Origin of the sequence: Bifidobacterium sp. CP2, assembly GCF_018555635.1 — a bacterium.
Classification (GTDB): Bacteria; Actinomycetota; Actinomycetes; order Actinomycetales; family Bifidobacteriaceae; genus Bifidobacterium; species Bifidobacterium saguinibicoloris.
In genome coordinates, this window is the sequence record NZ_JAFEJX010000008.1 from 18,753 (window position 1) to 44,938 (window position 26,186).

The 26,186-nt window shown below is 65.0% G+C and carries 8 protein-coding genes; 2 read left to right on the forward strand and 6 right to left on the reverse strand.

The window, feature by feature from the left end; translation table 11 throughout:
* Window positions 1-36: 36 nt before the first annotated feature.
* The 3 genes from JS531_RS07385 to JS531_RS07395 all read right to left on the reverse strand — a co-directional run bounded on the left by JS531_RS07385 (window position 37) and on the right by JS531_RS07395 (window position 18,090).
* On the reverse strand, window positions 37-8,337 hold the full coding sequence (locus tag JS531_RS07385; RefSeq protein WP_214314620.1) for a glycoside hydrolase N-terminal domain-containing protein: 8,301 nt from the start codon (window positions 8,335-8,337) through the stop codon (window positions 37-39).
* A 182-nt stretch (window positions 8,338-8,519) separates the two neighbouring features.
* Complete coding sequence (locus JS531_RS07390; RefSeq protein WP_214314627.1) at window positions 8,520-13,883, reverse strand: immunoglobulin-like domain-containing protein; 5,364 nt, start codon at window positions 13,881-13,883, stop codon at window positions 8,520-8,522.
* A gap of 427 nt (window positions 13,884-14,310) precedes the next feature.
* The gene (locus JS531_RS07395; RefSeq protein WP_214314629.1) at window positions 14,311-18,090 is read right to left on the reverse strand and encodes a putative Ig domain-containing protein; all 3,780 of its coding nucleotides are present in this window, start codon (window positions 18,088-18,090) and stop codon (window positions 14,311-14,313) included.
* Between the two features lie 192 nt (window positions 18,091-18,282).
* Between JS531_RS07395 and JS531_RS07400 the strand changes: the two genes are divergently transcribed.
* Window positions 18,283-19,317 carry a LacI family DNA-binding transcriptional regulator gene (locus JS531_RS07400; RefSeq protein WP_214314631.1) on the forward strand — a complete coding sequence of 345 codons (1,035 nt, stop codon included), beginning with the start codon at window positions 18,283-18,285 and terminating at the stop codon, window positions 19,315-19,317.
* Between the two features lie 57 nt (window positions 19,318-19,374).
* On the opposite strand, the gene JS531_RS07405 is transcribed toward JS531_RS07400, so the two are convergent.
* Complete coding sequence (locus JS531_RS07405; protein ID WP_214314633.1) at window positions 19,375-20,796, reverse strand: ATP-binding protein; 1,422 nt, start codon at window positions 20,794-20,796, stop codon at window positions 19,375-19,377.
* A gap of 304 nt (window positions 20,797-21,100) precedes the next feature.
* Window positions 21,101-22,432, reverse strand: coding sequence for a sugar ABC transporter substrate-binding protein (locus tag JS531_RS07410; protein WP_214314635.1), 1,332 nt, complete (start codon window positions 22,430-22,432; stop codon window positions 21,101-21,103).
* 295 nt (window positions 22,433-22,727) lie between these two features.
* Between JS531_RS07410 and JS531_RS11315 the strand changes: the two genes are divergently transcribed.
* Window positions 22,728-24,473: an alpha-L-arabinofuranosidase C-terminal domain-containing protein gene (locus JS531_RS11315; protein WP_346427771.1), complete on the forward strand. Its 1,746-nt coding sequence runs from the start codon at window positions 22,728-22,730 to the stop codon at window positions 24,471-24,473.
* A gap of 253 nt (window positions 24,474-24,726) precedes the next feature.
* Here the strand turns inward: JS531_RS11315 and JS531_RS07420 are convergent, their stop codons facing one another.
* A complete protein-coding gene (locus JS531_RS07420) occupies window positions 24,727-26,055 on the reverse strand; it encodes a sugar ABC transporter substrate-binding protein (RefSeq protein ID WP_214314645.1) in 1,329 nt (442 codons plus the stop codon).
* Between the last annotated feature and the right edge of the window lie 131 nt (window positions 26,056-26,186).

Here is a 26,186-nt window from a genome sequence, read left to right on the forward strand (position 1 = left end):
ATCGCCGGTCACGCGCGCCGCGTCACAGGTGGCGCGTCACGCGTGCCGCCGCGCGACATGGCGTCCCTCCCTCCTGCGGGAGGCCGTCAGCACCGCGCCCACGCCGGCGAGCATGACCGCCGCGAGGATGAGCGGCGTCACCGCGGCGCCCGTCCTGGAGAGCGGCGTGACGATCCGCACGCGGTAGGTCACATCGACGGTGATGCCGTCCTTCAGCGTGTAGCGCACGGTGAAGGAGTCGTCACCCGCCTTGGCGCCGGCTTTGTAGGCGATGGCGCCGTGACGGAACGTGACCGTACCGAGCGTGGGCGCCTTGGTCACCTCGCGGGCCGTGTAGCCGGAGACGCTCTTCGGTTCGGCGAGGGTGGCCGTCTTGCCGGGTTCGACGTCCGCCGGGTCGAGGGTGACCGTCTGTCCGGGCTTGGACGGGTTGTCCGGGTTGTCCGGGTTGTCCGTACCCGGCTTGTCCGGGTCGGTCGTGCCGGGCTTGTCGGGGTCGGGCTTATCCGGGTCCACCGTGCCTTCGGCGGCGGTGGTCGCCTTGACCTCGGCCGGGTCGGAGGAGACGCCGAGCGTGTCGACGGCGGTCACCTGGAACGTGTACTCGGTGCCGGCGGTCAGGCCGGTGGCCGTGTATGCGGTGGTGGTGCCGTCCACTTCGGCGACCTGCCTGCCGTCGACGCTCACCACGTACTTGGAGATGCCCGCCTCGGAGACGGAGGCGTTCCAGGTGAGCTTGACCGAGGTCTTGCCCACTTCGGCGGCGGCCAGGTCGGCCGGCGCGGTCGGCGCGGCGATCGCGCCTTCGCCGATGGTGTAGGTCATGCCGGCCTTGGTGGCGAACACGACCAGCTTGGCGCCGGCCTCGTTCTCGACGACCTTGGACTTGACCGGCTTGCCGTCGCCGTCGCGCACCACCACGGCGGAGGCGTCGCCCTTGGTGAGCTTGACCGCGGCCTGGTTGCCCTTGTTGGAGACGAGCGTGACCGTGGTGGTCTTCCCGTCCTTCCAGGAGGCGTTCACGGTGAAGTTGCCACGGGCCACCAGTCCGTCCACCGAACCGGTCGCCCAGCTGGACGGCAGGGCCGGCAGGATGTTCGTGTAGTTCGCGTACTTCGTGCCGTCCTTCGCGGTGAACGTGGAGTTGGACTGCAGGAGCATCTCGTCCACGCCGGCCGTGTAGCCGAAGTTGCCGTCGATCTGGAACGGCGGGTGCGCGTCGAACAGGTTCGCGTACATGCCTTCGGAGATGAGCTCGCCGAGGATCTTGTACGCGCGGTCGCCGTCGCCGGTGCGCGCCCACGCGTTGATGCGCTGCGCACGGCCCCAGCCGGTGGCCACGTCGCCGCGATCGTTCATCGAGACCTTGGCGGCCTCCATGTACTCCGGGTCGTCGATGGTGATGAGGTCGCCGGGGTAGAGGCCCAGCAGGTGGGACATGTGGCGGTGGTTCTGCTGGTAGCCTTGGATGGCGTTGCCGTCCTTGTCCTTGCCCAGCGCACCTTCGTTGTACCATTCCTTGATCTGGCCGCTGTCGCCGATCTCGATGGGCTTCAGGAGGCTCTTGGCGCAGCTCCAGGAGCGGTTGGCGTTCTTGTCGGTGAAGTTGCCGTCGTCATCCTTGGCCCAGTTGGAGGTGGCGCATCCCTTGAGGTCGCCGACGAGCTTCTCGTCCTTGCCGAGCGTCTCGGCGGATTCGATGGCGTCGTTGAGCATCTGCCACACCAGCGAGCTCTCGTAGGTGTTGCCGTCGGTGCCCTGCGGACCCTGTTCCGGCGAGTAGGCCACGCCGGTGGTGAGGCGGGTCTTGCCGTCCTTGTCCTTCAGGTACGCCTCGTGCAGCATGGAGTTCACGTAGAAGTTCGATTCCTCCTTGAGCAGCGGGTAGATGTCCTTTTCAAGGGAGGCCTTGTCGCCCGTGTACTCGTATTCCTCGTACACGTTCTGCAGCAGCCACGGCATGACGGCCGGCGACCAGCCCCACGAGAAGGCGGCGCCCGGCGTGGTCCAGCCGAAGGGCGTGTTCTCCGTGTGCACCATGAATCCGTTGCCTTCGCCGATGGCGGTTCCGGCCTTGGTTTCGGCGCCCGCGTAGATCTTCGCGGTCACGCGCCCCGGTTCGACGAGTCCCTTGGCGTAGGCGATGAGCGGCGTGGCCGATTCGGCGAGGTTGCTCGAATAGGTGGGCCAGTAGTTCATCTGCAGGTTCACGTTGAGGTGGAAGTCGGAGTTCCACGGGTTGTTGCCGCTCTGGTAGGCCTTGTCGGCGCCGCGCGCGGCCCACAGGCCCTGCAGGTTGCTGGGCAGCTGGCTGTTCTCGCGGGAGGAGCCGATGGTCAGGTAGCGGCCGTACTGGTACAGCAGCGTCTCGAGTTCGCGCTTCTGCGCATCGGTGGCGGAGCCGTCGGTGTACTTGGCGAGCAGCTGGTCGGTGGGCTCGTCCTGGATGGCCTGGCCGAGGTTCAGCTTCACGCGGTCGTACAGGGCGGCGTGGTCCTTGACGGATGCGTCCTTGACCTTGCCGTAGCCCTTGTTCGCTGCCTTCGTGACGGTTTCGGCCACTCGCTTGGCGAGCGCTTCGGCCGTCTCTCCGGTGCGGTACGTCGGGTAGACCTGCTTGTAGTCGGTGGCCGCCGCGATGTACAGGGTCACGGTGGAGGCGCCGGAGATCTTCAGGGAGGCGTTGTCGTCGCCGGCGGCGACGGAGCCGTCCTCGAGCACGGCCTTGATCTGCGAGTCGTAGCGCAGGCCGTTGTTCTTCAGCGCACCGGACGTGGTGAGCGTATCGCCCTTGACGACGGTCTTCTCGCCGTCCTTGGTGACGTTCTTGTACGTCGGCATCGAGACGTTGAGGTTGAGCTTGCCCGCCTCGCTGGCCTTGAGGCGCACGACCATCACGTTGTCCGGGTTGGAGGCGAGATATTCGCGCGTGTAGGTGACGCCGTCGTGCTTGAACGTCACGTCGGCCTTGCCCTTGGAGAGGTTGAGGTCGCGCTTGTAGTCCGAGTACTGTGCGTCGTCGCCAAAGCCGTAGTCGATGGTCAGGTCGCCCCAGGTCTGATAGCCGCCGTGGGCCGCATCGTCGGTGCCGCCGACGAGGCCGTTGACCTCGCCTTGGCTGAGCGTGCCGCCCTGCTGCAGCTTCTTGTTGAGGTCGCGCAGCGTCTGGCCGTTCTTGCCCTTGGACTCGATGTTGCCGCCGTTGTAGTTCGCGGAGGAACCGGGACCGCCGGTCCACAGCGTCTCCTCGTTGAAGACGACGTGCTCCTTGCCGACCTCGCCGTAGATGGTGCCGCCGATGCGGCCGTTGCCGATGGGCAGCGTGGTCTGCTGCCACACCTGGTCGGTGTCGCAGTTCGCCAAGAAGCACCAGCTGAAGCCGTGGCCGCCGGTGAGCTGGCGGAGACCGGTCTTGGAGGCGGGCTGGTTGTACCAGAGCAGGTCGTCCTTGGAGGTGTCGCCGTCGTCGCCACCGGTGGCGTCGGAGACCACGTACACGGTGAAGGTGGTGGTGTAGTCGCCGTAACGGACGGTGATGACGTGCGCGCCCACGCCGTTGGTGTCGAAGTCGGCGCCTTCCAGCGTGTAGTCGCCGCTGTTCAGCGGCACCTTGGTGCCGTCGGACATCGTCTTGACGACGACGAGGCCGTCGGCGGAGAACTGTTCGTTCTTGCCGAACTCGTACTTCGTCTTGGTGGGCTGCTTGTCCACCGCGATGCCGGTGACGTAGACGTAGTCGTCGCCTTCGTCAGGCACGGTGAAGGTCAGCGTGGCGGTCTTCGGATCGGCGGCGCTGAGCTTCTCGGTGACGGTCAGCGTGTAGACGCCGGCCTTGGCGAAGTGGCCGCCGTCGACGAGCGCCGGCGTGATCTCGTAGCCGTACTGATCGGCGGCGAGCGTCTTCTCGGTGCCGTCGGAGTAGACGGCCTTGACGGTCATGCCGGCGGCGTCGAAGACGTCGCCCTTCTTGTAGTCGGTCTTGGCGGGCGCGGTGACGGCGAGGCCGGCGAGCGCGACGCCGGGCTCGGTCTTGCGGTCCACGGTGACGGTCATCACCGGGGCCATGTCGGCCTTGGCGTTGGTCATGCCACCTGCGGCGCCTTCGGAGCTGACGAAGCGCACGTCGGCGTGCTTCGTCTCGCCCATGGCGAGGGTGACGGAGGTCTTGCCGGCGGCGATTGCCTGCGTCACGATGTCGGTGACGTCGACGCTCACCTTGGTGCCGGTGACCTGCATGTCCTTGTCGTTGCCGGCGAGCTTGTAGCCGCCGAGTGCGAACGGTTCGGATTCGGCGACGACCGCGCCTTCCGCGGTGGCGTCGAAGTCGGGCCGGTTGGCCCAGGTCGCGTTCTCCACGGTGCAGGAGTCGCCGTTGGTGCACTTGGCCTCGTCCACTGCGGTGAGCTTGATGGTGTCGGTGTCCGTGGCGGCGAAGTCGCCCTTGTAGCCGATGTAGGTCAGCTCAAGCTTGGCGGACTTGGGCGCGTTGCCCTGGTACTTCGTGAGGTCGAAGCGCAGGAGGCCCATCTTCGCGTCGGTGCCGTCGTTCGTGTCGGTGGACTTGAAGCCTTCGCCGAGCGATTCGTAGCCGGCGGGCAGCATCGCGCCCACGTAGGTCTTGCCGGAGAAGTTCTGCGTCTTCTCGGTCTTCCACGCCTGCAGCGTCGAGTCGGCGGCGACGTTCACGGTCTCCTCGGCTTGGGCGGAGTCGTCGGCGGTACCGATGACCGCTTCCCTGCTGAGGGCGTCGCCGGAGGCGGCGTCGACCACCTGGATGGTGGCGTAGAGGCCTTCGGCGCTGTCGACGGGTACGGTCACGTCGGCCGTCTGCGTGACGCCGGACGCGACGAACGCGCTGGCGGCGCCGGTGGAGACGACGGAATCGTCGGCGGACTTGCGCACGGTGAGCACGACCTTCGCATTGACGGCCTTGTCGCCGGCGTTGGCGAGGCGGACGGCCGCACGGTACGGGGTGCCGCCGCGCAATTGCGCGGTCAGGCCGGCGAACCGCACGCCGAGCGCGGAGCCGGAGGCGGTGATGGAGCGCAGCGCGCCGAGGAGACGTACGTCGCCCCAATCCGCGGTGGAGGTGGAGGGCGCGTTCGAGGTGGAGAACTCGATCTTCTTCGCGGTGCTCACGGACACGTCGAACGCGGCCTTCTGACCGGCGGAGAGCTGCTGCTCCCAGACGGTCACGCCGTCGGCCTTGATGGTGAACGTGGCGGAGCCGGAGGTGACGGAGGAGTCGAGTCCGGCGACGCCGAGCACGCGGCTGTACTTGCCGTCGGCCTTGACCTCGGTGACGGCGTTGGCCTGCTGCGCGACGCCCTTGGCATAGTTCGCGCCGCCGATCGTCACCTGCTTGCCGCCGGAGACGAGGTCGGTGAGGTAGGCGCCGTCCTCGGCGTACTGCGGGGCCTGGGCCTGGTCGTTGCCGTACACTTCGAGCTCGTTGAGGAACGCGTGCTCGCCGGCCGGCACGTCGGTGAACTCCACCTTGACGGCGCCGGCGTACAGGCCACCGACGTTCTCTTCGGCGGGACGGGACGCGACGGTGTCGGCGGTGTACGAGGAGACCTTCACCCATTCGCCCTTGTCGTTCTGCACGGACAGGGTGTACGGGTACGGGGTCTTGTCACCGAAGCCGAGGCGGATCTTGTACACGTACTGGGCGAATTCGGTGGACAGGACGAACGCCTGGCCGGAGCCGGCATCGCCCGCGATCCACTGGGTGTTCTCGTCGCCGTCGGCGCCGAGCGCGCCCTCATGGCCGCTCTGGGAGCTGGTCGGGCTGGTGGGGCGGTCGAGCGCCTTGTTGGTGTCGCCGTAGGCCATCGGCTCGGGGATCTTCAGGCCCGCGGTGGCCCATTGGCCGGCCTCGTAGAAGTTCTTCGGCTCGCTACCTTCGTTGCCGCCCGTGGTGTCCTTGGTGACGATCTGGAACGTGGCGTCCGGCAGGCCTTCCGCGGAGGCGGTCAGCGTGGTGGTGCCGGAGTAGTAGGAGCGGAATTCGATGGCGGCCTTGCCGTCCTTCATCGAGACGTTCTTGGTGAACTTGTAGGTCTTGCCGCCGGCAAGCACGCCGGGGCCGTCGGTGACCTTGAGGGTCACCTCGCGGTTGTCGGAGACCCAGTCGCCGTTCGCGTCCTTCATGGTGACGATGATCTGCGCGTCGGTCTTGCCGTCGTTGGTCAGTGTCTTGGGGGAGTCGGCGGATGCGGTGACGTCCATGTGCGTGGCGGTGCCGGACTTGGAGACTTCCGGCTTGCTGCCGTCGCCTTGGTGTTCGCGGTACCAGTACCAGAGGTTCTTCGGCAGACGGAAGTAGTCGATCATGCCCATCTTGGCGAGGTCCTTGCCGCCGACGGTGCCGTGGTCGAAGCCGGCCCACAGGGCAAGGCCCGCACTGTTTTGGGTGAGCGTGTAGTTGCCGTCGTTGTCCTTGTCGAGTTCGCCGTACACGGACGTGCCGGCCTTGTACTGGGCCTTGTCGTTGACGACGGCGCCGGGACGGTCGATGACGGGGGAGCCGTATTCGGCGACCATGTTCGGCATCCACGTGTTCGGGCATTGGCCGCCGCCGCAGATGCGGCCGCCGTCGCCGTTGTAGCCGGCGATGTCGGCCACGGAGAGCTGGTCGTAGCCTTGGCGCTGCGCGCCGCCCATGCCGGTCTTGCGGGTCGGGTCGAGCTGGTGGGCAAGGTTGCGTTCCTTGTTCACGAGCGCTTTAGCGCGGTTCTGCGTGGCGTCGGAGGTGAAGAACACCTCGTTGCCGGCGGACCAGCTGATCACGGACGGGGAGTTGCGGTTCTCGAGGATCATCTCCTGCATGGCGTCGAGCACGCTCTGGTCGAAGGAGTCCTGGTCGGCGGCGTTCTGCGGGTAGGCGTCGCGCAGCCAGTCGCTGGCCTGGCCGGACGGGTCGTCGTTCTTGCCGGCCTGTCCGCCCATGCCCCAGAACACGTTCTCGGACCAGTACAGGATGCCGAGCTCGTCGCATGCCTGGGCGAAGGCGACGTCGTGCGGGTAGTGGGAACCGCGGATGAAGTTCATGCCGGCTTCCTTGATCATCTTCACGTCGCGGTAGAGGCCCGCGTCAGTGACGGCGTTGGCCCAGCCGCCGTGGTCCTGATGCACGTTGGCGCCATTGAGCAGTGTCTTCTTGCCGTTGAGGTAGAAGCCGTCGTTCTTCCATTGCGCGGTGCGGAAGCCGAAGCTGGTCTCGTAGGCGTCGACGGTGGCGGCGTCGCCGAGCTTCTCGTCATCGCCTGCGACCACGGTGGTCTTCACGGTGTACAGGTTCGGGTTCTTGGTGTCCCATAGGGCGAGGCCGGTGTACATCTTCCCGGTGTCGCCGAGTCCGCCGCTGACCGCGTCGATGGTGGCGGTCTTGCCGGCCTCGACCTTGGTCACCTTGGAGTAGAAGGCGTCCTGACCGTCCTTGGTCGCGATGGTCTTGCCCTTGGCGTCCACGAGCTCCTGCTTGACCTGCACGTACTGGTCCTTGGCGGTGGAGTTGGTCACGTCGGTGGCGACGTCCAGGTTGGAGCGTTTCGCCTCGAGGTTGGCGGCGAGCGCGTCGTCGCTCGGGTATTGGGCGAAGTCGATATTCTCGGCGCCGGAGTCGAACTCGGGGTTGGTGAGGGCCGGCGCGGTGACGAACGTGCCGTAGCGGGCCACATGCACGGGGGAGGTGAGACGCAGGTACACGTCGCGGTAGATGCCGCCGCTGAACTGGTGGTCGCCGGCGCGTGGGGTGAGGTCCTGCTGCCAGATGTTGTTGACGCGCACGGCGATCTCGTTCGTACCCGCCTTGAGGTGCTTGGTGAGGTCGTAGGCGAAGCCGGAGTAGCCGCCTTCGTGCGTGCCGATCTTCTCGCCGTTGACGTACACGTCGGCGACTTGGAACACGCCTTCGAACTCGATTTCGACCCGGCGGCCGTCCGCCAGCCAGTCATTGGTCACTTGGAACGCCTTGCGGTACCACCCGTAGCCCACGTACCAGTTCTGGCCGCCGTTATCGCCGCCCACCTCGTAGGGCATGTCGAAGTCGTGCGGCAGGGCCACGTCGGTCCATTCGGAGTCGTCGTATCCGGAGGCCTGCGCGCCGGTGACGTCCTGACGGATGAACTTCCATCCGCGGTTGAAGTTGACCTGGCTGCGCAGGCCCTTCTGCGAGGCGTATTTCTCGACGGATGCGGCCGGCTGCGTGGAGGCGTCCGTCTGCGCCGCGGTGGCGGAGCTTGCCGCGAACGGCATGAGCGTGAGCGCCATGCCCGCGGCGATGACGGCCGCGACGGCGCGGCTCGCCAGTTTCCCGATGGGTATCTTCTTCATTGGAGTGCTTTCTGCTGGATGCGGGGAGGCGGCTCATCGGATGCGTCGCCTTTGGGTGGTGATGGCTGTTCGGTTATGGGGTTACGGGGAGCGGCGGTGCCGGCCAGGAGAGGACCGGCGCCGCCGTAGGGAGCGCCGCACGCCCCGTGAAGGAAGGAGGAGAGGCATGCGGCGGAAGGATGTCACCGATCGCGCTTGGCGCCAAGGAGGAGGACGGTGCCTACGGTCAGCAACACGATTGCGATGGCCGCCGGAATCAGCGCCGCACTGCCTGTCTTGGACAATGCCGTGGCGTTGGAACCATTGGCGGGCTTGAGGTCGCCGCCGTGCTCACCCTTGCCGTCACCGGCGTCGGGGTTGTCCGGGGTCGACGGGTTGGTTCCGGGGTCGGCCTTCTTGAGACCGTCCTTCGCCTTGGCAAGCGACTCATATGCGGCGTCGACCTGCGCCTGGGTTGCGTTCTTGTCCTCGGACACCGCCTTGGCGGCGTCGTATGCGGCCTTGAACGTGCTCCATGTATCGGAGGTGTAGTCGTTCCGGTCGAGGTCGGCGGCGTCCGCGAGGGCCTTGTCCAAGTCGGTCTTGTCGACTTCGACCGGAGTGACGGGCTTGGGCCTCACCGTGACCGTACGGGTCACCGTGGCGGTGTTGCCGGCCTTGTCAGCGACGGTGTAGGTCAGTTCGTAGGTTCCGGCCTTGGAAGTATCGACCGTTCCCGTGACCGTGATGTCCTTGGTCAGGTTGCCGTCGACGTCGTCCTTGGCGCTGACGCCGGCCTTCGGATCGAATGCCGCGCCGTAGTCGAGGGTCACGTCGTCCGCGCCGGAGATGACCGGGGCCGTGGTGTCCTTGGGTGCCGCCTCGTCGCTGGACAGGTCGACGCCGGTGTAGGTCACCTTGGCACCGTCCTGGCCGTTGTTGGCGGAGGTGAGCACGCCCACGTCGAGGCCGTCGGAGTCGGCGCCCTTGACGTCCACGGTGCCGATACTGACGAATGTGCCGTCGGCGTTCCGGTAGAAGCCTTCGAACGTATCAGCGTCCACTCGGGTCACACGGATGGTCACCGGGGTGCCGTCGGCAACGGTCGAGGCGGTCACCGACTTGTTCTTGTCCGCATCGGCGGTCTCCCAGTCGATGTAGCCGTTGCCGTCGGTGTCGTTCTGCCAGAACAGGCCGTTCTGGCTCAGGATGAGCATGGCGTAGCCCTTGGCGGAGTTCTGACCGCTGGCGGACAGGTCGTTGCGCACCACGATGCCGGCGCGGGCGTCGGAGTTGCCGCCGGCCTCGAAGCCGGAGACGGTGGCGGTGAGCGATTCACCGGTCTTGAGCGCATCGGCGCGGTAGGCCAGACTGTACTCGTTCTTGCTGGTCCAGGCACCGCCGTTCGCACCGTCGGCGATGGTGAATCCGTAGTCCTTGGCTGTGGTGGAGGTCTGGCAGATCGTGCCGGCGTTCGCGCCGAACGTGCCGGACTTCCACGGATCCTTGGCGGCCGGGCAGTTCGGGTCCTCCACGGTGATCTCACGGGTGAACGTGCGTCCGGGGTAGAAGGCGTCGTCGCCGGCGAGCGTGCCGGTGACGGTCACCTTGCCCGACTTGGACGTGTCGACGTCGGACCAGGTGACGGCCACCTGCGCGGCCTTGCCGTCGCCGTCCTTCACGCTGACCTCGGCGGGCAGCTTGGCGGACGCGTCCTCGCCGGCGGCCAGGGAGCCGAGGTCGGCGAGACCGTCATCGGTCACCGTCCAGTAGGTGACGGCGGTCTTGGATCCGCCGTGGGACTGCCAGTAGGAGGCGTCCCATCCCTTGGACCACTTGCCGTTGTCCTGGGCGGCCGGGTTGCGCATCTCCAGCCTGCCGTTCTCGCCGAAGGTGAGCGGCAGCCACACGTAGGTGGAGTCGCCGAGCGTCGAGCCGTCGTCGTTGTTCTTGGCGTACCAGCGGTCTCCCATGTAGACGTACCGGCCCTTGGAGGCGTCGAGCGCGAGCACGTTGGTGGACTGCGAGCCGAACGTGGTGGAGTTGGTATCGCCGTAGGCGAGCCAGCCGTCGGTGCCTTCCGGCACCTTCTGGGTCTGGATCCACGTGTTCTCGTAGCCGTCGGTCTTGTCGACGCCGCGCGTCCAGTCGCCGAGCATGGAGTCGGCCGTGTAGTAGGTGGCCTGGTTCGGAGCCCAGCCGGTGGCGGCGGAGGCGACGATGTAGTACCTGCCGTTCGTTTCGAAGACGGCCGGGGCCTCGATCATCAGGTTCTTCTTGATGAGCTTGTAGTCCTGGCCCTCCACGAGCACGCCGGCGCCGGAGTCGCCGTCCTTCTCGTCGTAGACGAGCGGGTACTTGCCGTCGGACGAGTATTCGAAGTCGAATGGGGCCGTGGTGGTGGTCTTCACCGTGTTGGTGTAGGTGTCATCCAGCTTGGCCACGTACAGCGTCCAGTTGCCTTCGGAGGAGTACACGAGGTAGGCGTCGCCGTTGGAGTCCTTGAAGACGGTCATGTCGCGGGACATGCCGGCTTCGGTGTCGCTGCGGCGGTCCCAGCGGTTCGGCAGACGGTACGCACCGACCAGCTTGAACGGTCCGGCCGGGGAGTCAGCCACGGCCACGCCGGCCATGGCGCGGTCGTAAGTGCCGCCGCCGACCTTGGTGCTGCCGTCGGCGTGCCACCACATCACGTACTTGCCGGTCTTCTCGTTGTGGATCACCTTCGGGCGTTCGATGATGGCGGTGGTGTCGTCCGCCGTGCCGTCGCCGTTCTGGTCCGGATCCATGTTGAGGTAGTAGAAGATCTTCCTGGCCTTGTCCGTGTTCACGGTGCCGTCGGTGTTCTTCAGGTCATAGACCTTGTCGAAGTAGGCGAAGTCGTCGTTGGACGTGTCGGTGAACTGGGCGAGGCGGGTCGCGGAGCGCAAGGCCAGCCCTTGGTCCTCCCAGTTCTTCGTGTCGTAGGACTTGTAGACGTGGACGCCCGGGCTCTTGTAGTAGCCGTTGGAGCGGTCCTCGCCGTACCACCAGTACACGGTGACGTCCTTGCCGTCCTTCTTCTCGGTGGTGGTCATGATCTGGCCGCCGTGCGCCTGGATGTGGTTGCCCTTGTCGTCGGTCCACTGCGGCTGGAAGTAGCCGGCGTTGCTCAGGTTCGCGTCGAACAGGGTCGGATCGGCGATGCCTTGGTACTTGGTGTAGGTGACCGGCTTGTTCACGGCCGGCTTGAGCTGCCAGGCCTGTCCGTCGCCTTCGGTGGAGCGCCATGCGATCACCGAGGTGCCGGCCGTGGTGCCGCCTCCGTTGACGTCGAGCGTCTTGACGGCCTTCTTGTTGAGGAAGCTGAAGTGCTTGCCGTCCTTCGAGTTGAGGATCCATACGGCCGAGGAATCGTTCTTGGCGGTCTCGACGGTCAGGGTGTCACTCAGCGTGATGGCGCCGGAGTCGTCGCTCAGCGGGTCGCCGCCGGAGACGGTCACGACCTTGCCGTCGGCGTTGGTGATGACGTACGCGCGGTCGGCGGGTCGGGTCTTGAAGACGTCGTCGGTGACTTCGGTGAGGGTGAAGGTCTGGGTCTTCTTCTTGTCCGCGGCACTGGCCGTGTTCTGGATGGTGGCGGTGCCGTTCGCATCGATGTTGAGCGCTTTGCCGCTCTGCTTGCCGATGAGCTGGTATTGCGCCCCGCTGGCGATCTGCGCGGCGTCGGCGGAGACGCCGGAGACGCCGGTCACGACGATGGTGGTCACGGAGTTGGCCGGCACGTCGACGGTGACGGACTTGTCGTCCGCGTCGACGGCCGCGTTGTCCTTGTCGTCATGCTTGAGCGTGTTGGCGGTCGGGTCTCCGCTGGTCTTGTCGGCAGCGGTGGTCACGTAGGTCTTGGCCACGGCGTCCTTGGCGACGTCCGCGAAGCCGCTCAGATCGATGGTCTGGCTGCGTTCGGCGCCGGAGTTGGTGATGACCAGGCGGAGGCTCTTGTCGGAGGAGCGCACGGCCGCGGTGGCGTCGGTGCTGTCGGTGGCGATGACGTGGTCGCCGGCCTGGATGAAGTGCGTGTAGTTCTTGAGCACGTTGAACTTGGAGTTGGTCTGCGTGGTGCAGGCGGGCACGTTGTCCGCGACCTTGCCGTCGGCGTTGACGCCGCCGTACAGGTTGTTCACGCGACGGGTGGAGGCGAAGACCTTGTCGCCGTTCTCCTTGGTGTAGACCTGGCAGTCGAAGTCGATGTAGACGGAGCCCCAGTTGAGGTTCTCTCCGCCGTGGGCCGCGTCCTGCTCCATGTTGTAGTAGTCCTCGACGGGCTGCCACAGCACCCACGAGTTCGGCTCGTACTGGCGCATCTGGGAGTTGAGGTTCTTGGCGAAGTTCATGCCGTTCTTGAAGTTGTACGGGTCGAAGCCGGAACCGGAGTAGTCGCCCTCGTACTCGCTCATCATGAGCGGCTTGTCGTTGGTCTTGGCCACGTCGCGGATCCAGGGGGCGTAGCTCTGGTCGCCGTAGCCGTGCGTGTTGAACTGGCCGAGCGCCTCATCCCAGTTGGATACGTTCTGCGCGTAACCATTGCCGCTGTTGTTGGAGCCGGTGTAGTCGAAGCGGAACGTGCCGGAGCTGGAGGCGTCCATCGCGGAGACCACCTGCTTGCCGTCCTTGGTGGCGGTCAGTCCCTGGGCGTCGAGCGCCTCGCGCAGCGCCTTGATGAGGCGGGTCTGCTGGTCGGGCTTGACGGACATGCCCTCCTGGCGGGCGCTGGGCTTGCCGTCCTTGTTGTTGGTCACCCAGCAGTTGGTGCAGTCGTTGGGTTCGTTGAGCGGCTCGATGGTGTCGGGCGTGATGTCGTACGTGTCCTTGAGGTACTTGGTCACGTGGGCCAGATATTTGGCGAATTTGACGGTGGCGTTGTTCGCGGCGTCGGCGTCCTCGGTGCCGTCGCCGGCGAGCTGGTCGTCGGTGCTGCCCGCCCAATGCCCGGAGACGTAGCCGGAGTTGGTCATGAAGTAGGGCGCGGAGTTGGAGAAGAACTCCCAGTTCTTCACCTGCTTGTTCTTCTGCAGCTTCTCGAGCCACCAACGTTGGGAGGCGTCGGCGTCGTAGTCGTAGTCGTCCGCGTTGTCCGGGTCCCACTGCTTGAGGATCGTGGACTTGTTGGCGAGCGTGGTGGAGGCGCCGCCGTAGAGCGTGTCGCTGTGGCCGTCGCCTTCGGGGTTGGCCTTCCACCATCCTTCGACCGCAGCGCCCGGGCGCAGGTAGTCGGTCACGTCGGAGGCGTTGCCGCCGCCGATGTTGTAGCGGACGGATTGCAGGTCGAGGCCGTCCTCGCTGAACAGCAGGTCATAGAAGTCGTCGGCGAGCTGCTGCGCGTACGCGTTGTCACTCAATGCGTAATGCCCGGCCGCGTTCGCGTACCAGGCGAGTGAGGTGCCCCATCCTTTGAAGGTGTCCGATTGGTACCACGGGTTGGGCGTGATGGTCTGCGTTTCCGCGGCCGTGGCGGTGCCGGGCACCGCGAACGCCAGCAGCGTCGCGGCCCCCACGGCTCCGGCTGCGAGTTTCCTGATGATCCTCATTCCTGTTTCTCCTTCACTGCTGCGCCATTGCTGCTAACGCAAACATTTTTGCGACCAGGAACCCCTCCTGGAGAAACACGCAAGCCCCGCCGCCTCTCCGCGGCGAACCCTCACTCTCCACAACCGTTAGGTTACCGGTTACACACCACAGTATAACGCATATATAACCGGTTACACAAATTCTTCTTCCCAGAGATTCGCCGCCTACCACAAAACGATTCCGTCAGTCTTTGGACCATGCCTGTCCGGTACCGAAACCACGACCCAGCGCCGGACATGAAAAACCGCACCTGGCAATCGGAATCGAATCGAATCGATTCCGGTCGTCAGGTGCGGTCGGTCGATACATGAGGCGCATCATCGGGGCGCCGGACAATCCGGAGGAACCCCGACGGGGATTCCGGAACCGTCCGGAATCCCCTCACGGTCAGCCGCGGCGCCTGTTGAGCAGCAGCACGCCACCGGCGAGCACCAGCAGCACAGCCGCTCCGGCCACCAGCTCGATGGCGGAACCGGTCTTGGACAGGCCGTTCACGCCCTTGCCGGACGACGGACGCTTCGCGTCCGTACCGGAACCGTCGGCTCCATCGGAACCGTGGCCGTCGTCCGGAGTGCCGGGCTCGGTGGAGTTCTTCTGCAGCCCCTCACGGGCGGTATTCAGCTCCTTGAGCGCGGCGTTCACTTCGTCCTGGGTGGCATCGGTCTTCGTGAGCACGCCCTGGGCCTTGACCAGCGCCTGCTGGAACGCGTCCCAGGACTTCTGGGTGTAGCCTTCCTGCTTGAGCGTCTCGGACAGCTTGACCTCGTCGTTCAAGCCATCCTTGTTCACGGGCGCAGGGGCGACCGTCAACGTGAAGTCCGTGGAAGCGGTCGCCTTGTCCGCATCGGTCAACGTCACGGTGACCTTGTAGGTGCCGGCGGCGATGCCCTTGGCGAAGTCGAGACGGTTGGTCTTGTCGTTCCACGTGATCTTGCCGTCGGCGGTCTGGCCGTCGACCGTGATGTCCAGCGGGTCGGCGCCGGCCACGGTGAACACGTCGGAGGACGCCGCATCGCCTTCGGTGATGGTCTGGGCCTCGGGACCGGAGATGGAGGTCGGAGAGACCTCGGTGACTTCGACCACCGGAGCCATGTCCTCGGTGGCGTTGGCGAGCTTGTCCGAGGTGGCGCCCTCGGTGCTCACGAAGCGGACCTCGCCGGCGCCGGTGTTGTCGATGGCCAGCGTGAGCGTCGTCTCGCCGGCGGCCTTGGCGGCCTTCACCAGCGAGGTGATGTCCACGGCGATCTTGCGCCCGTCGATGCCGGTGCCCTTGACGTTGTCCTCGGAGCCTTCCGGCACGACGGTGTCTCCGAGGTCGAATTCGGCGGAGGACGCCGTGTCCTCGTCCTTGTCGGACAGCGTGGGCTGGGTCTTCCACGTCACGGTGGCCGGGTCGGCGGTGGTAGTGGCCTTGGTGACCTTGATCCGTCCGTTGCCGGAGGCGCCGGTACGGTGGCCGATGTAGGTCAGGGACAGGCTGGCGGTGTCGTTGTCACCGAGATCGCCGATCTTGCTCAGGTCGACGGTCACGTAGCCGCGCTTGATGTCGCCGCTGGCGCCGCTGACCCTGATGGTGCGTCCGGTGCCGTAGTTCACGCTCTGGTCACCGCTCCACGAGCCGACCCACGTATCGCCGGCGAGCGAACCCTCGACGGGTGTGAGCACGGCGTTGGACGGCTGCACGGCGATGGTGACCGTACGGGAGACGGGCGCGTAGTCGCCGGCCTGCGCACCGGTGTCGGCCGCGGTGAACGTGACGGCGAACTTCTTGCCGATCTGTTCGGAGCCGGGCTTCCAGAAGAACTCGCCGGTGGCGGGGTCGAAGGTCGCATCCGTGGGCAGGGTGTCCTTGTCCACGCCGAGCACGACCGAATCACCCTCGTCGGGGTCGGTGGCCTTGACGGTGAATCCGAGCACGTTGTTCGCCTTCGCCGTGATCGCGTCGGACTGCGGCTCGCTGATGGTGGGCAACGAGTTGCTCCTGACGTTCTGCGTCTTGCCGTCCTTGTCGGTGTAGGTGTAGACGGTGTTCGCGATGTTCGAGGTGCTCAGCTGGAACTGGTTGGTGTATTCGACCAGCTTGTCGTTGATGTGGATGTCGTTGAGGTTGAGGTTCGTGACGTAGTCGATGTTGCCGACGCTGTCCTTGTTGAACCACACATTGTCGAGCGTGAGCGTGCCGATGGGGTTGCGCTTGTACGTGTAGTCCTCGTACTTCCCGTTCGGGTTCTTCTTGTATCCGTTGTACTGCTGGTCGTAGGCACTGACCGTCTGGTCGTTGCCCTGACCTCCCTGGATGCTGAAGTTCTTGGTGATGCGGGAGGTGTCGAACGAGGAGTTCTTCACCGTGATGGTGTCGTACTGCGGGTAGGTGTCGGTGTGGTTCTGGATGGACAGACCGAGCGTCTGCACGCCGAGCGAGTTCAGGTTGTCGAACGAGTAGTTCTTCATCGCGTGGCCGTGCGTCTCGTGGCCCATGCGGATGCCGTTGCCCGGTCCGACGGTCCAGTTGAGCGTGTTGTTCACGGAGATGGCGTCGGAGTCCTCGGTATCCCACTCGTCATTGTCGATGCCGCCGAGGGACTTGACCACGGCGTCATACCCGGCCGCCGCGTTGACGTAACCTTGCAGATCCGGGGAGTCCGTGTTGAACTTGTGCTGCTTGTTGTACAGATCGGGCTTGTCGGGCGCGAACCAGCGGCCGGGGTTGTAGTGGCCGGAGGCGAAGGCGTCGTCGTTGCCGAGCGTGATCACGCCGTTGACGGTGACGTTCTGGCCGGAGGCCAGGTCGGTGCCGTCGCCCCACGGCAGCGGGTACGGGGTGAGGCCCTTGATGTTGTTGAACGTCACGTCCTTGGCGGTGTGCGTCTCCCAGTTCCACTGCTTGGATTCGCGCATGTACGTGTCGTTGAACGTGATGTCGCTGGATTGGACGACCATGACGCCGCCGGTGTGCTGGCTCATGAAGGCGTCATGCTTGTCGCCGGTGCTGCGCCAGTTGTAGTTGTCGATGCCGTTGGCATCGAACATGCCGCGGCCGGAGATCTCGATGTCCTTCGAGCCCCACAGGCCGATGGCCGGCTCCTGCGCCTCGGCGTACGGCTGCACGTGGTTCTTGAGCAGCGCGCCTTCGTCCACGTAGACGTGGAGCTTGCCGCCGACGAGCTTGGAGCCGTCGAAATCGACGATCTTCAGGCCGCCGTAGATGTAGGTGCCCGCCGGGAAGTACAGGGTGTTGTACTTGGCGGGATTGTCCTGGATCTCCTTGAGCGCGGCCTCGAGCGCGTAGGTGGCGTCGTCGTCGCTCATGCGGCGCTGGTTCGGGTAGAACACGTTTGCGCCCGGATCGACGATCTTGCCTTCGGACGGGGCGAGCTTGGCGTCGATGATCTGCTTCTGCGCATCGACGTTGCCCAACGTCTTGCTCGGCAGGTCGAGGATGCTCTGCGGTACGCCCTGCTTGGCGTTGGACTCGTTCTCGGCGGTCAGACGCTCCTGCTGTTCCTCCTGCACCGGATGCTCGGCGATGTAGTTCTTGGCGAACTCCTGGAAGTTGAGCACGTTGGAACCGGTCATGTCCGGCTTGGTCTCGACCGGGTCGTTGATAATCGCCAGGTACGGCTGTCCGGCCTTGTTGGACTGTTCGGCGTCGGGATTGATCATCACGATCACGGAGTTGAGGTTCGCATCCTTGCTCATCTTGAAGGTGAGCGTGTGCTTGTCAGGGCTGATCTGCGCGGTCTGGCCGTAGTAGCGGGTCGGCTGGATCTGGTAGGTGTCGATTTCCTCGTTCGGCACGGTCACGGAGATGACCGGCGTGCGGGAGCTGGATTCGAAGCGGGCGATGTCATACCAGTGGGCGCCGCTCTCCTTGCCGGTCTCGTCGTATTTGATGACGTCGACGGGCGTGCCGTTCACCTTCAACGTGTATTTGTCGGACTTCACGTCCGGCGACGTCGCCGCGTCGCCCTTGGCGTTCACGCCGGCACCGGTCGCCGCGTAGGTCCGTACCGTGCCGGAGTCCGTGGGAGTCTCGTCGGCGTGGGCGACGTTCGCCATGAACGGCGTCATCGTCACGCTCATCGCGGCCGCGGCGATTGCGGCCAGAGCCGTCCTCCGCCAGCGTCCCGGAGTCCCCTTCGCGGTTCTTCGTCCCTGATTCTCCATTGCGCTCCTTCGCTTTGCGTTCCATCGTCACAATCCGCCGGCCTTCTCCAATCCGGATGAAGGACAACACTACTGTAATCGGTTACAGGACGTAAGTATATTAATATGTTACCGGTTACGCAACTGATACCATGTGTTTTCGACCGAACCGGATACCATGGCACGCGAAGACGATTCATTCCAGAGGTTCACATGACAGCAGCATCAGTTCCTGAACAACGGCCGCAACGCGCCACCATGGCCGACGTCGCGGCGGCCGCAGGTGTCACCAAGACGACCGTCTCCCGGTACCTCAACAAGCACGGCTACGTCTCCAAGACCACGGCGAACAGAATCGCCAAGGCCATGAAGGACCTCGATTTCACCCCCAACCGCATGGCGCGCTCATTGGCCAGACAGCACACGAACGTCATCATCTACGTCATCCACGGCGACCTGATGAGCGTGGCGCTCGATCCGGGTCTGAACACCCACTACGCCGCGGCCGGTGCCGAATTGGCGCGGCATGGCTACCAAATCCTGTCGATGACCGTCAACGACGACATCGCCATACGCCAGCTGCAGCGCATGCTGGACGAGGGATTCGCCGACGGCTACCTGTTCTCCCCGAACCATGACGACGACCCCATCCTGAGCCTGTTCGCCGGCAGCAACGTCCCCATGGTGACCGCCGGCGACTGGGCGATGAACGCCCCCTCCATACGGGCCGTCAACAGCGACAACCACACGGCCATGCGAACACTCACCGAACACATGCTCCACCGCGGCCACCGGCGCATCCTCTATATCTCCGGTCCGACGGACAACAGCTTCTCGCAGGACAGAATCGGAGGATTTCTGGAGACGATGCACGCAGCCGACGCGGAATCCCACGTGCTGCATGCGGCGGGATGGCGCGCCGAGGACGGGCTTGCCCTCTGGCCGCAGGTGGAGCCGCTCCTGTCCGGCATCGATGCAGTCATCGCCACCAACGACGTCATGGCCGCCGGCCTCATCCAACGCATCCAGTCCACTGGTTTCGCCGTGCCCGGCGACATCGCCGTCGCGGGGTTCGACAACACGGCCATCGCGTCCGCGAACTCCCCGTCGATCACCACCATCGATCAGCATCTCGATCGGCACGGCACGGTGATGGCGGACACCCTGCTGTCCCTCATCGAAGGCAACCCTCCGGCGAACGGCACCATCTACGTTCCCACCGAACTGGTTGTGCGCGAATCGGCGTGAGGGGCATGCGCCCCGCATGGAGAGTCGCGTGCCGATCGACACACACGGCGTACGCCGTCACACGGCGTACAGCTCGTCCGTTGAGACGAACCGCATGCGGTCATCGTCCGTATAGCGGGACCGCGCGGCCTCGCCGACGGCGTTTCTGGAGAACAGCGTGAACCATGCTTTGTCCGCCGGATAGCCACGTACCAGACCCGCACGCTGCCTCAGCTTCCCGATGGCTTCCGTCTCGTTGAACGAGCCACGCCATTTGCACTCGCCGAGCAGCAGATCCTTGCCGAGCGGATCGGCGGCGACCACATCGATGTCCGTCTGTTCGCGGGCGACGGGATCGTTGCCCCACCACTTGCCGAATCGCGTGGCGATGAACGGCAATTCACCTGCGGCGTTGGCGCGCATCAGCCATTGCAGGCAGATCGTTTCGAACTGTTGGCCGACATAGGTGTCGAACGCCGGACCGAACGCAAGACGACGCGCGACGGCCTCGCTGACGTTGCCTTCCAAGATGCTCATGTTGCGTCCCACGAAACGGAACCAGTAGGCGAAGAACGGATCGCCGACCACATACATGCCCTTGCGCGACTTGGCGGGATCGTCGCCGAACGGGACCTTCCGTTCGATCAGACGCAGATCGATCAATGTCTTCAGGTATGCCCCGATCGAATCGGGCTCGACGCCGGCATGTTCGGCGATAAGCTTCGGAGCCGTATTGCCTCCTGCGATGGACTGCAATATCGAGTAATACAGCGCCGGCTCCCGGAGTTCCTGACGCAGCAGCATCATGGGTTCCTCGCGCAATACGCCGAGACCGTCGAACATCAGACGAAGCACGTTGGACTCGAAACCGTCGGACTCACGGATGCGCGCCAGATAATACGGCGTGCCGCCGAAGGTCGCATAGTATCGGACCTTGTCCTGCGCATCCGCATTGGGCAGGAATTTCGCCGCATCCGCATAATCGAACGGCAACAGCCGGATCTGTGCGGTACGGCGCCCATACAACGGGCTTTTACGCCCCAGCACATCGTTCTCCATGAATCCCTCGTTGCTGCCGGAGAGAATCATCGTCACCTTGGTGGCAAGGAACCCATGGTCGATCGCGATCTGGAGCATGGAAGGCAACGCCGGTTCCGCAGCGGCCGCATAGGGGAACTCGTCAAACACGAACACCATATGTTCGCCGGTCCGGGACGCCTGTTCGGCGACGAAGGACAGCGCGTCCGACCATCCGCCGAACGCCGGCGTGGAATCCGGCATGCCGAAGAACGAGAACACCGCTCTGGAGAAATCCGCGAGGTTCATCTTGGCGCTCTGCTGCACCGCGGTGAAGTACAACACGCGTTTGTCTTTGACGAACTCGTCGATCAGCGTCGTCTTCCCCACACGTCGCCTGCCGTACAGCACCACCATTTCGAACGAGTCGCTGGAGAACAATCGCTCCAGCACCTGCAACTCGTGCTCACGCGCCACGAACATCACACGCCTCCTGTTCCCCTTCACCAACCATGCATAGTAAGAGTATCACGATTAAGGTAATCGTGATTACCTTAATTACGATTACCTTAAGGAACGGATTGGGCTCCTTCGGACGATGGACGACGCCCCGCATGGAACGAGCGGAACACTGGAAACACCACATGAAAAAGCCGCAGCCCCCGGGAAGGCGGGGGCTGCGGCCGATGAGGAGGAAACACAGAGGAAGAGAGGGAATCGGCGGCCGGACGCTTCCGGAAGAGCTGTCGCGGCCGGCCGCCGAAGATCGGTTCGGACCGGAATCAGATCACTCGACGGTGAAGCCCTGGTCCTTGCCGTACTTGACGAGGGAGTCCTGGAAGTCGGAGATGGACTTGGAGAGCTTCTCCTCGCCGCGGTAGGCCTTGCCGGCGTAGTCGCCGAAGGTGTTCTGGACCTGGCTCCAGAAGGGCAGGAACTGGAAGTCGCCGATCTTCTGGCCGGCGGCCTCGGCGAGCACCTTGTTGTACTCCTGTCCGCCGAAGTACTCGGTGAGCTTGTCGTTGCCCTTGAGGAAGTCGTCGGACTTCAGGGTGTCGTTGTCGGCCGGGAAGGCGCCGGCGTCCACACGGGTCTTGATGCCTTCCTTGTCGTGGCAGCAGTACTCCATGAACTTCCACGCGGCGTCCTGGTTGGCGCCGCCCTTCGGCATGACGAGCGAGGAACCGCCGTTCTCGGAGTTGACATTGCCGCCCTCGGTCCACTGCGGGACGGTGGCGATGCGGAACTTGCCGGAGGCATCGGGCGCGCCGGAGAGCAGGTTGTTCGGCATCCATGCGCCGATGACCAGCGAGGCGATGGTGCCGTCGTTGAGGCCCTTGTTCCATTCGTCGGACCAGGAGGTGACCTTGGTGTTGATGAGGCCCTCGTCCAGCATCTTCTGCCAGTAGTCGACGACCTTCTGGGTGCCCTCGTCCTTGGTGAGGTTGATGGAGACCTTCTCGCCGTCCACCTTGAACGGGGTGCCGCCGGCCTGCGCGATGAGGGACATGAACGTGGTGGACTGGCTGTTGTCGCCGGCGTCCGAGGTGATGTAGTAGTCGTCGCCGAGGGCGTGGATCTTCTTGGCGGCCTCGTAGAACTCGTCCCACGTCTTCGGGGCTTCGGTCACGCCGGCCTTGTCGAAGACCTCCTTGTTGTAGAACAGGGCGTTCGGGCCGGAATCGATGGGCAGGCCGTAGGTCTTGCCGTTGACCTGCACGCCCTTCCACGTGCCCTCCTGGTAGAAGGACTCGTAGCCGGAGGCACGGCTGGAGAGGTCCTCGATGCCGTCGGACAGCGCGAACTGGGTGACGGAGTGGTATTCCATCTGGGCGATGTCCGGAGCGCCCTTGCCGGCGGCGATGGCGTTGTTCAGCGCGACCTGGGTCTGCGCGGAGGTGCCGACGTTGTTCACCTTGACGGTGATGTCCGGGTTCTCCTGCATGAACTTCTTGGCCACGTCCTTGAGGGTGGAGTCCCAGCCCCACACGGTGAGGGTGGTCTTGCCGCCGTCCGATGCGGAACCGCCGGAGGCGTTGTCCGAACCGCATGCCGCGACGGACACCAGCATGGCGGCCGCGCCGACCAGCGCCACCGTCTTCTTGATGGAAAGCATCATGGCTTCTTCTTGCCTTTCTCTTCGTTGAGGCCTTCGGCCACCGCACTTCTGTGACCGGTTACATTTGTAGTATAGTCCTATCTGTAAGTGCTTACAATCCGCGTGTCGCACCGGAAATCGCCGATGGCGGCAACTACGCTCGGAACCGGCACAGCACCCGTCATCGAAAGACAAGGAAGCAGCCATGACCACCACACACGCACCATCCGACGCGCCACGCACCGACGCACCGCACGCACCATCCAACGCACCACGCACCGACGCACCGCACGCACCATCGCATACGTCGTCAGCCATGCACGCATCACACGCCACCCCGCACACCGCACCGGACACCATCGTCACCATCCCCACCACACCCGTGGCGGACGTGCCGCCGCGCCTGTTCGGATCCTTCGTCGAGCATCTGGGCCGCTGCGTGTACGGCGGCATCTACGAGCCGGACCACCCGAGCGCGGACGCGGACGGCTTCCGCACCGACGTGCTCGACCTCGTCAGGGAGCTCGGCGTGACCTGCGTGCGCTACCCGGGCGGCAACTTCGTCTCCAACTACGACTGGGAGGACGGCACCGGCCCGCGCGAACAGCGCCCCGTGCGCCGCGACCTCGCCTGGCACCAGACCGAGACCAACGAGATGGGCATCGACGACTTCCACCGCTGGAGCCGAAAAGCCGGCACCGAGATCATGCTCGCCGTCAACATGGGCACACGCGGCCTCAAGGCCGCGCTCGACGAGCTTGAATACGTCAACGGCGCCCCCGGCACCACATGGGCCGACAAACGCGTCGCCAACGGCATCCCCGAGCCGATGGACATCCGCATGTGGTGCATCGGCAACGAGATGGACGGCCCTTGGCAGGTGGGGCACATGACCGCGGACGAGTACGCGACGGCCGTGGAGAAGACCGCGCACGCGATGAAGCTCGCCGAGTCGGGCCTCGAACTCGTGGCATGCGGATCCTCCAGCGCGCACATGCCCACGTTCGGCACGTGGGAGCGCACCGTGCTCACGCGCGCCTACGAGTATCTGAGCTTCGTCTCCGCGCACGCCTACTACTTCGATCACGGCCACAAGACCCGCGACCGCGCGGACATGCGCGAGTTCCTCGCCTCCGCGGAGGACATGACCACGTTCGTCGCCACGGTGGCCGCCTGCGCCGACGAGGCGCGCGAGGCGAACCACGGCGACCACGACATCGCGCTCTCGTTCGACGAGTGGGGCGTGTGGTATTCGGACAAGTGGAACGAGCAGGAGGCCGCGTGGAAGGCCGCCGCGTCGGAGGGCCTGCACCACGAGCCGTGGCCGAAGGCACCGCACCTGCTGGAGGACGTGTACACCGCGGCCGACGCGGTGGTCGAAGGCTCGCTGATGATCACGCTCCTCAAGCACTGCGACCGCGTGCGCTCCGCCTCCCGCGCCCAGCTCGTCAACGTCATCGCGCCGATCGTGGCCGAACCGGACGGCGGTCCCGCGTGGCGTCAGACCACGTTCTACCCGTTCGCCGAGGCCGCGCATCACGCGCGCGGCGACGCCTACGCGCCCGCAATCGACGGGCCGTCCATCCATACCGCAACGTACGGCGACGTACCGGCGGTCGACGCCGTCGTCACCTGGGACGCCGACGCGCGCGAGGGCCTCGTCCTCGCCGTGAACCGCGACCTCGACGCCGCGCACGACGTCGCCGTCGACCTTGCGTCGCTTGCGTCGACGTCCGACGGGTCCGGCACGTCCGGCACGTCCGACGGGTCCGGCACGTCCGGCACGTCCGACGGGTCCGGCACGTCCGGCACGTCCGACGGGTCCGGCACGTCCGGCACGTCCGACGGGTCCGGCACGTCCGGCACGTCCGACGACGACGCGACGGGCCGCGTCGTCACCACGGCGCACCTGCTGCACGACGACGACATCTACCGCACCAACACGGCCGATGACCCCGACGCCGTCACGCCGCGACCGCTCGAGACGTCCGTCGACGACGCCGGCCGCGTGACCGCGTCCCTGCCGCCGGTGAGCTGGGCCGCCATCCGATTCACCATGTGAATCGCCTCGGGCGGAAGGGCGCGACGGACGAGTCCCGTCGCGTCGACGGCCCCGCACGAACGGATTCCGGACAACCGTCCTCCGCACACGGCCCCATACAACAGGAGAGGGCCGGGCTTCCAAACGGAAGCCCGGCCCGAGAAGGAGATACGGAAGAAGTCTTGCGTTGTCGCGGGAGAAGAACCGGCCGGATGGTCACGCGCGGGAAGGAGATCGCCACGCCCGATCATCCGGACCGGACATCATGCGGGGATCAGCCCTCCTTGACGGTGAAGCCCTGATCTTTGCCGTACTTGACCAAGGAATCCTGGAAGGCGGCGAGGCCCTTCATCAGCGTGGTGGACTTGTCGGTGTAGGCCTTGCCCACGTAGTCGCCGTAGGTGGTGTTGGCCTGGCCGGAGAACGGCAGGAAGTCGAAGCTGTTGGTCACCTGGCTGGCGGCCTCGGCGAGCACCTTGTTGTATTCCTGTCCGCCGAAGTAGTCGGTGATCTCCTGGAAGCCCTTGAGGAACTCGTCGGACTTCAGGGATTCCTGATCGGCCGGGAAGGCGCCGCCGTCGGTGCGGATCTTGATGCCTTCCTTGTCGTGGTTGACGAAGTCGATGAACTTGAAGGCGGCGTCGGCGTTCTTGGAGGCCTTGGTGATGGCCAGCGCGGAACCACCGTTCTCACCGTTGTTCGGCTTGGAGGCGTCCCAGTTCGGCTGCAGGGCCACGCGCATGTTGCCCTTGGCGCCGGCGGAGTTGGAGACCAGGTTGGCCGGCATCCAGGCGCCTTCGAAGATGGAGGCGATGGTGCCGTCGGCGATGCCGCGGTTCCACTCGTCGGCCCAGGTGGCGACCTTCGTGTTGATGAGGTCCTCGTCGATCATCTTCTGCCAGAATTCGGCGACGGTCTTGACCTCCGGATCGGACTTGAAGTTGATGGTGACGTTCTCGCCGTCGGTCTTGTACGGCTGGGCGCCGGCCTGCCACAGGAAGGCGGTCATGACCTTGATGTCGCCGGTGTCGGCGGTGATGTAGTAGCTGTCGCCGAGGGCGCGGATCTTCTTGGCGTCCTGGTAGTACTCGTCCCACGTCTTCGGGGCCTCGGTGATGCCGGCCTTGTCGAAGGTGGCCTTGTTGTAGAACATGGCCTGCGGGCCGGAATCCATCGGCAGCGCGTAGACGCCGTCGCCCACGTTCACGGAGCTCCAGGTGCCCGGGGTGTAGAACTTGTCGTAGCCGGAGGTCCTGTCCTTGATGTTGAGCAGGTTCTCCTGGCCGATGACGTACTGCGGGATGGACATGTACTCGATCTGGACGACGTCCGGGATGCCGCTGCCGGCCTGGATGGCGTTGTTCAGCGAGGTGACCGTGGTGTCCGCCTTGCCGGTGTTGTTGAAGTCGACCTTGATGTTCGGGTACTTCTTCTCGAACGCCTTGATGACCGGCTTGAGCGTGGGCTCCCAGGCCCAGAGGTTCAGCGTGACGTTACCATTCGCATCGCCGTTGCTCGCAGTGGACGATCCGCATGCGGCCATGGATGCGATCATCGCGGCGGCACCGACCAGCGCCACCGTCTTCTTCATCGAGAACTTCATGTCTCTTGCCTTTCTCTTCCTTGAGGCTTTCGGCCAACACACCTTGTGACCGGTTACAGAAAACACTATACACTGGTGTGTGACCGGTCACAACCGCGTGTCGCACACCGAAGGGCACGAAGGCGGACAAC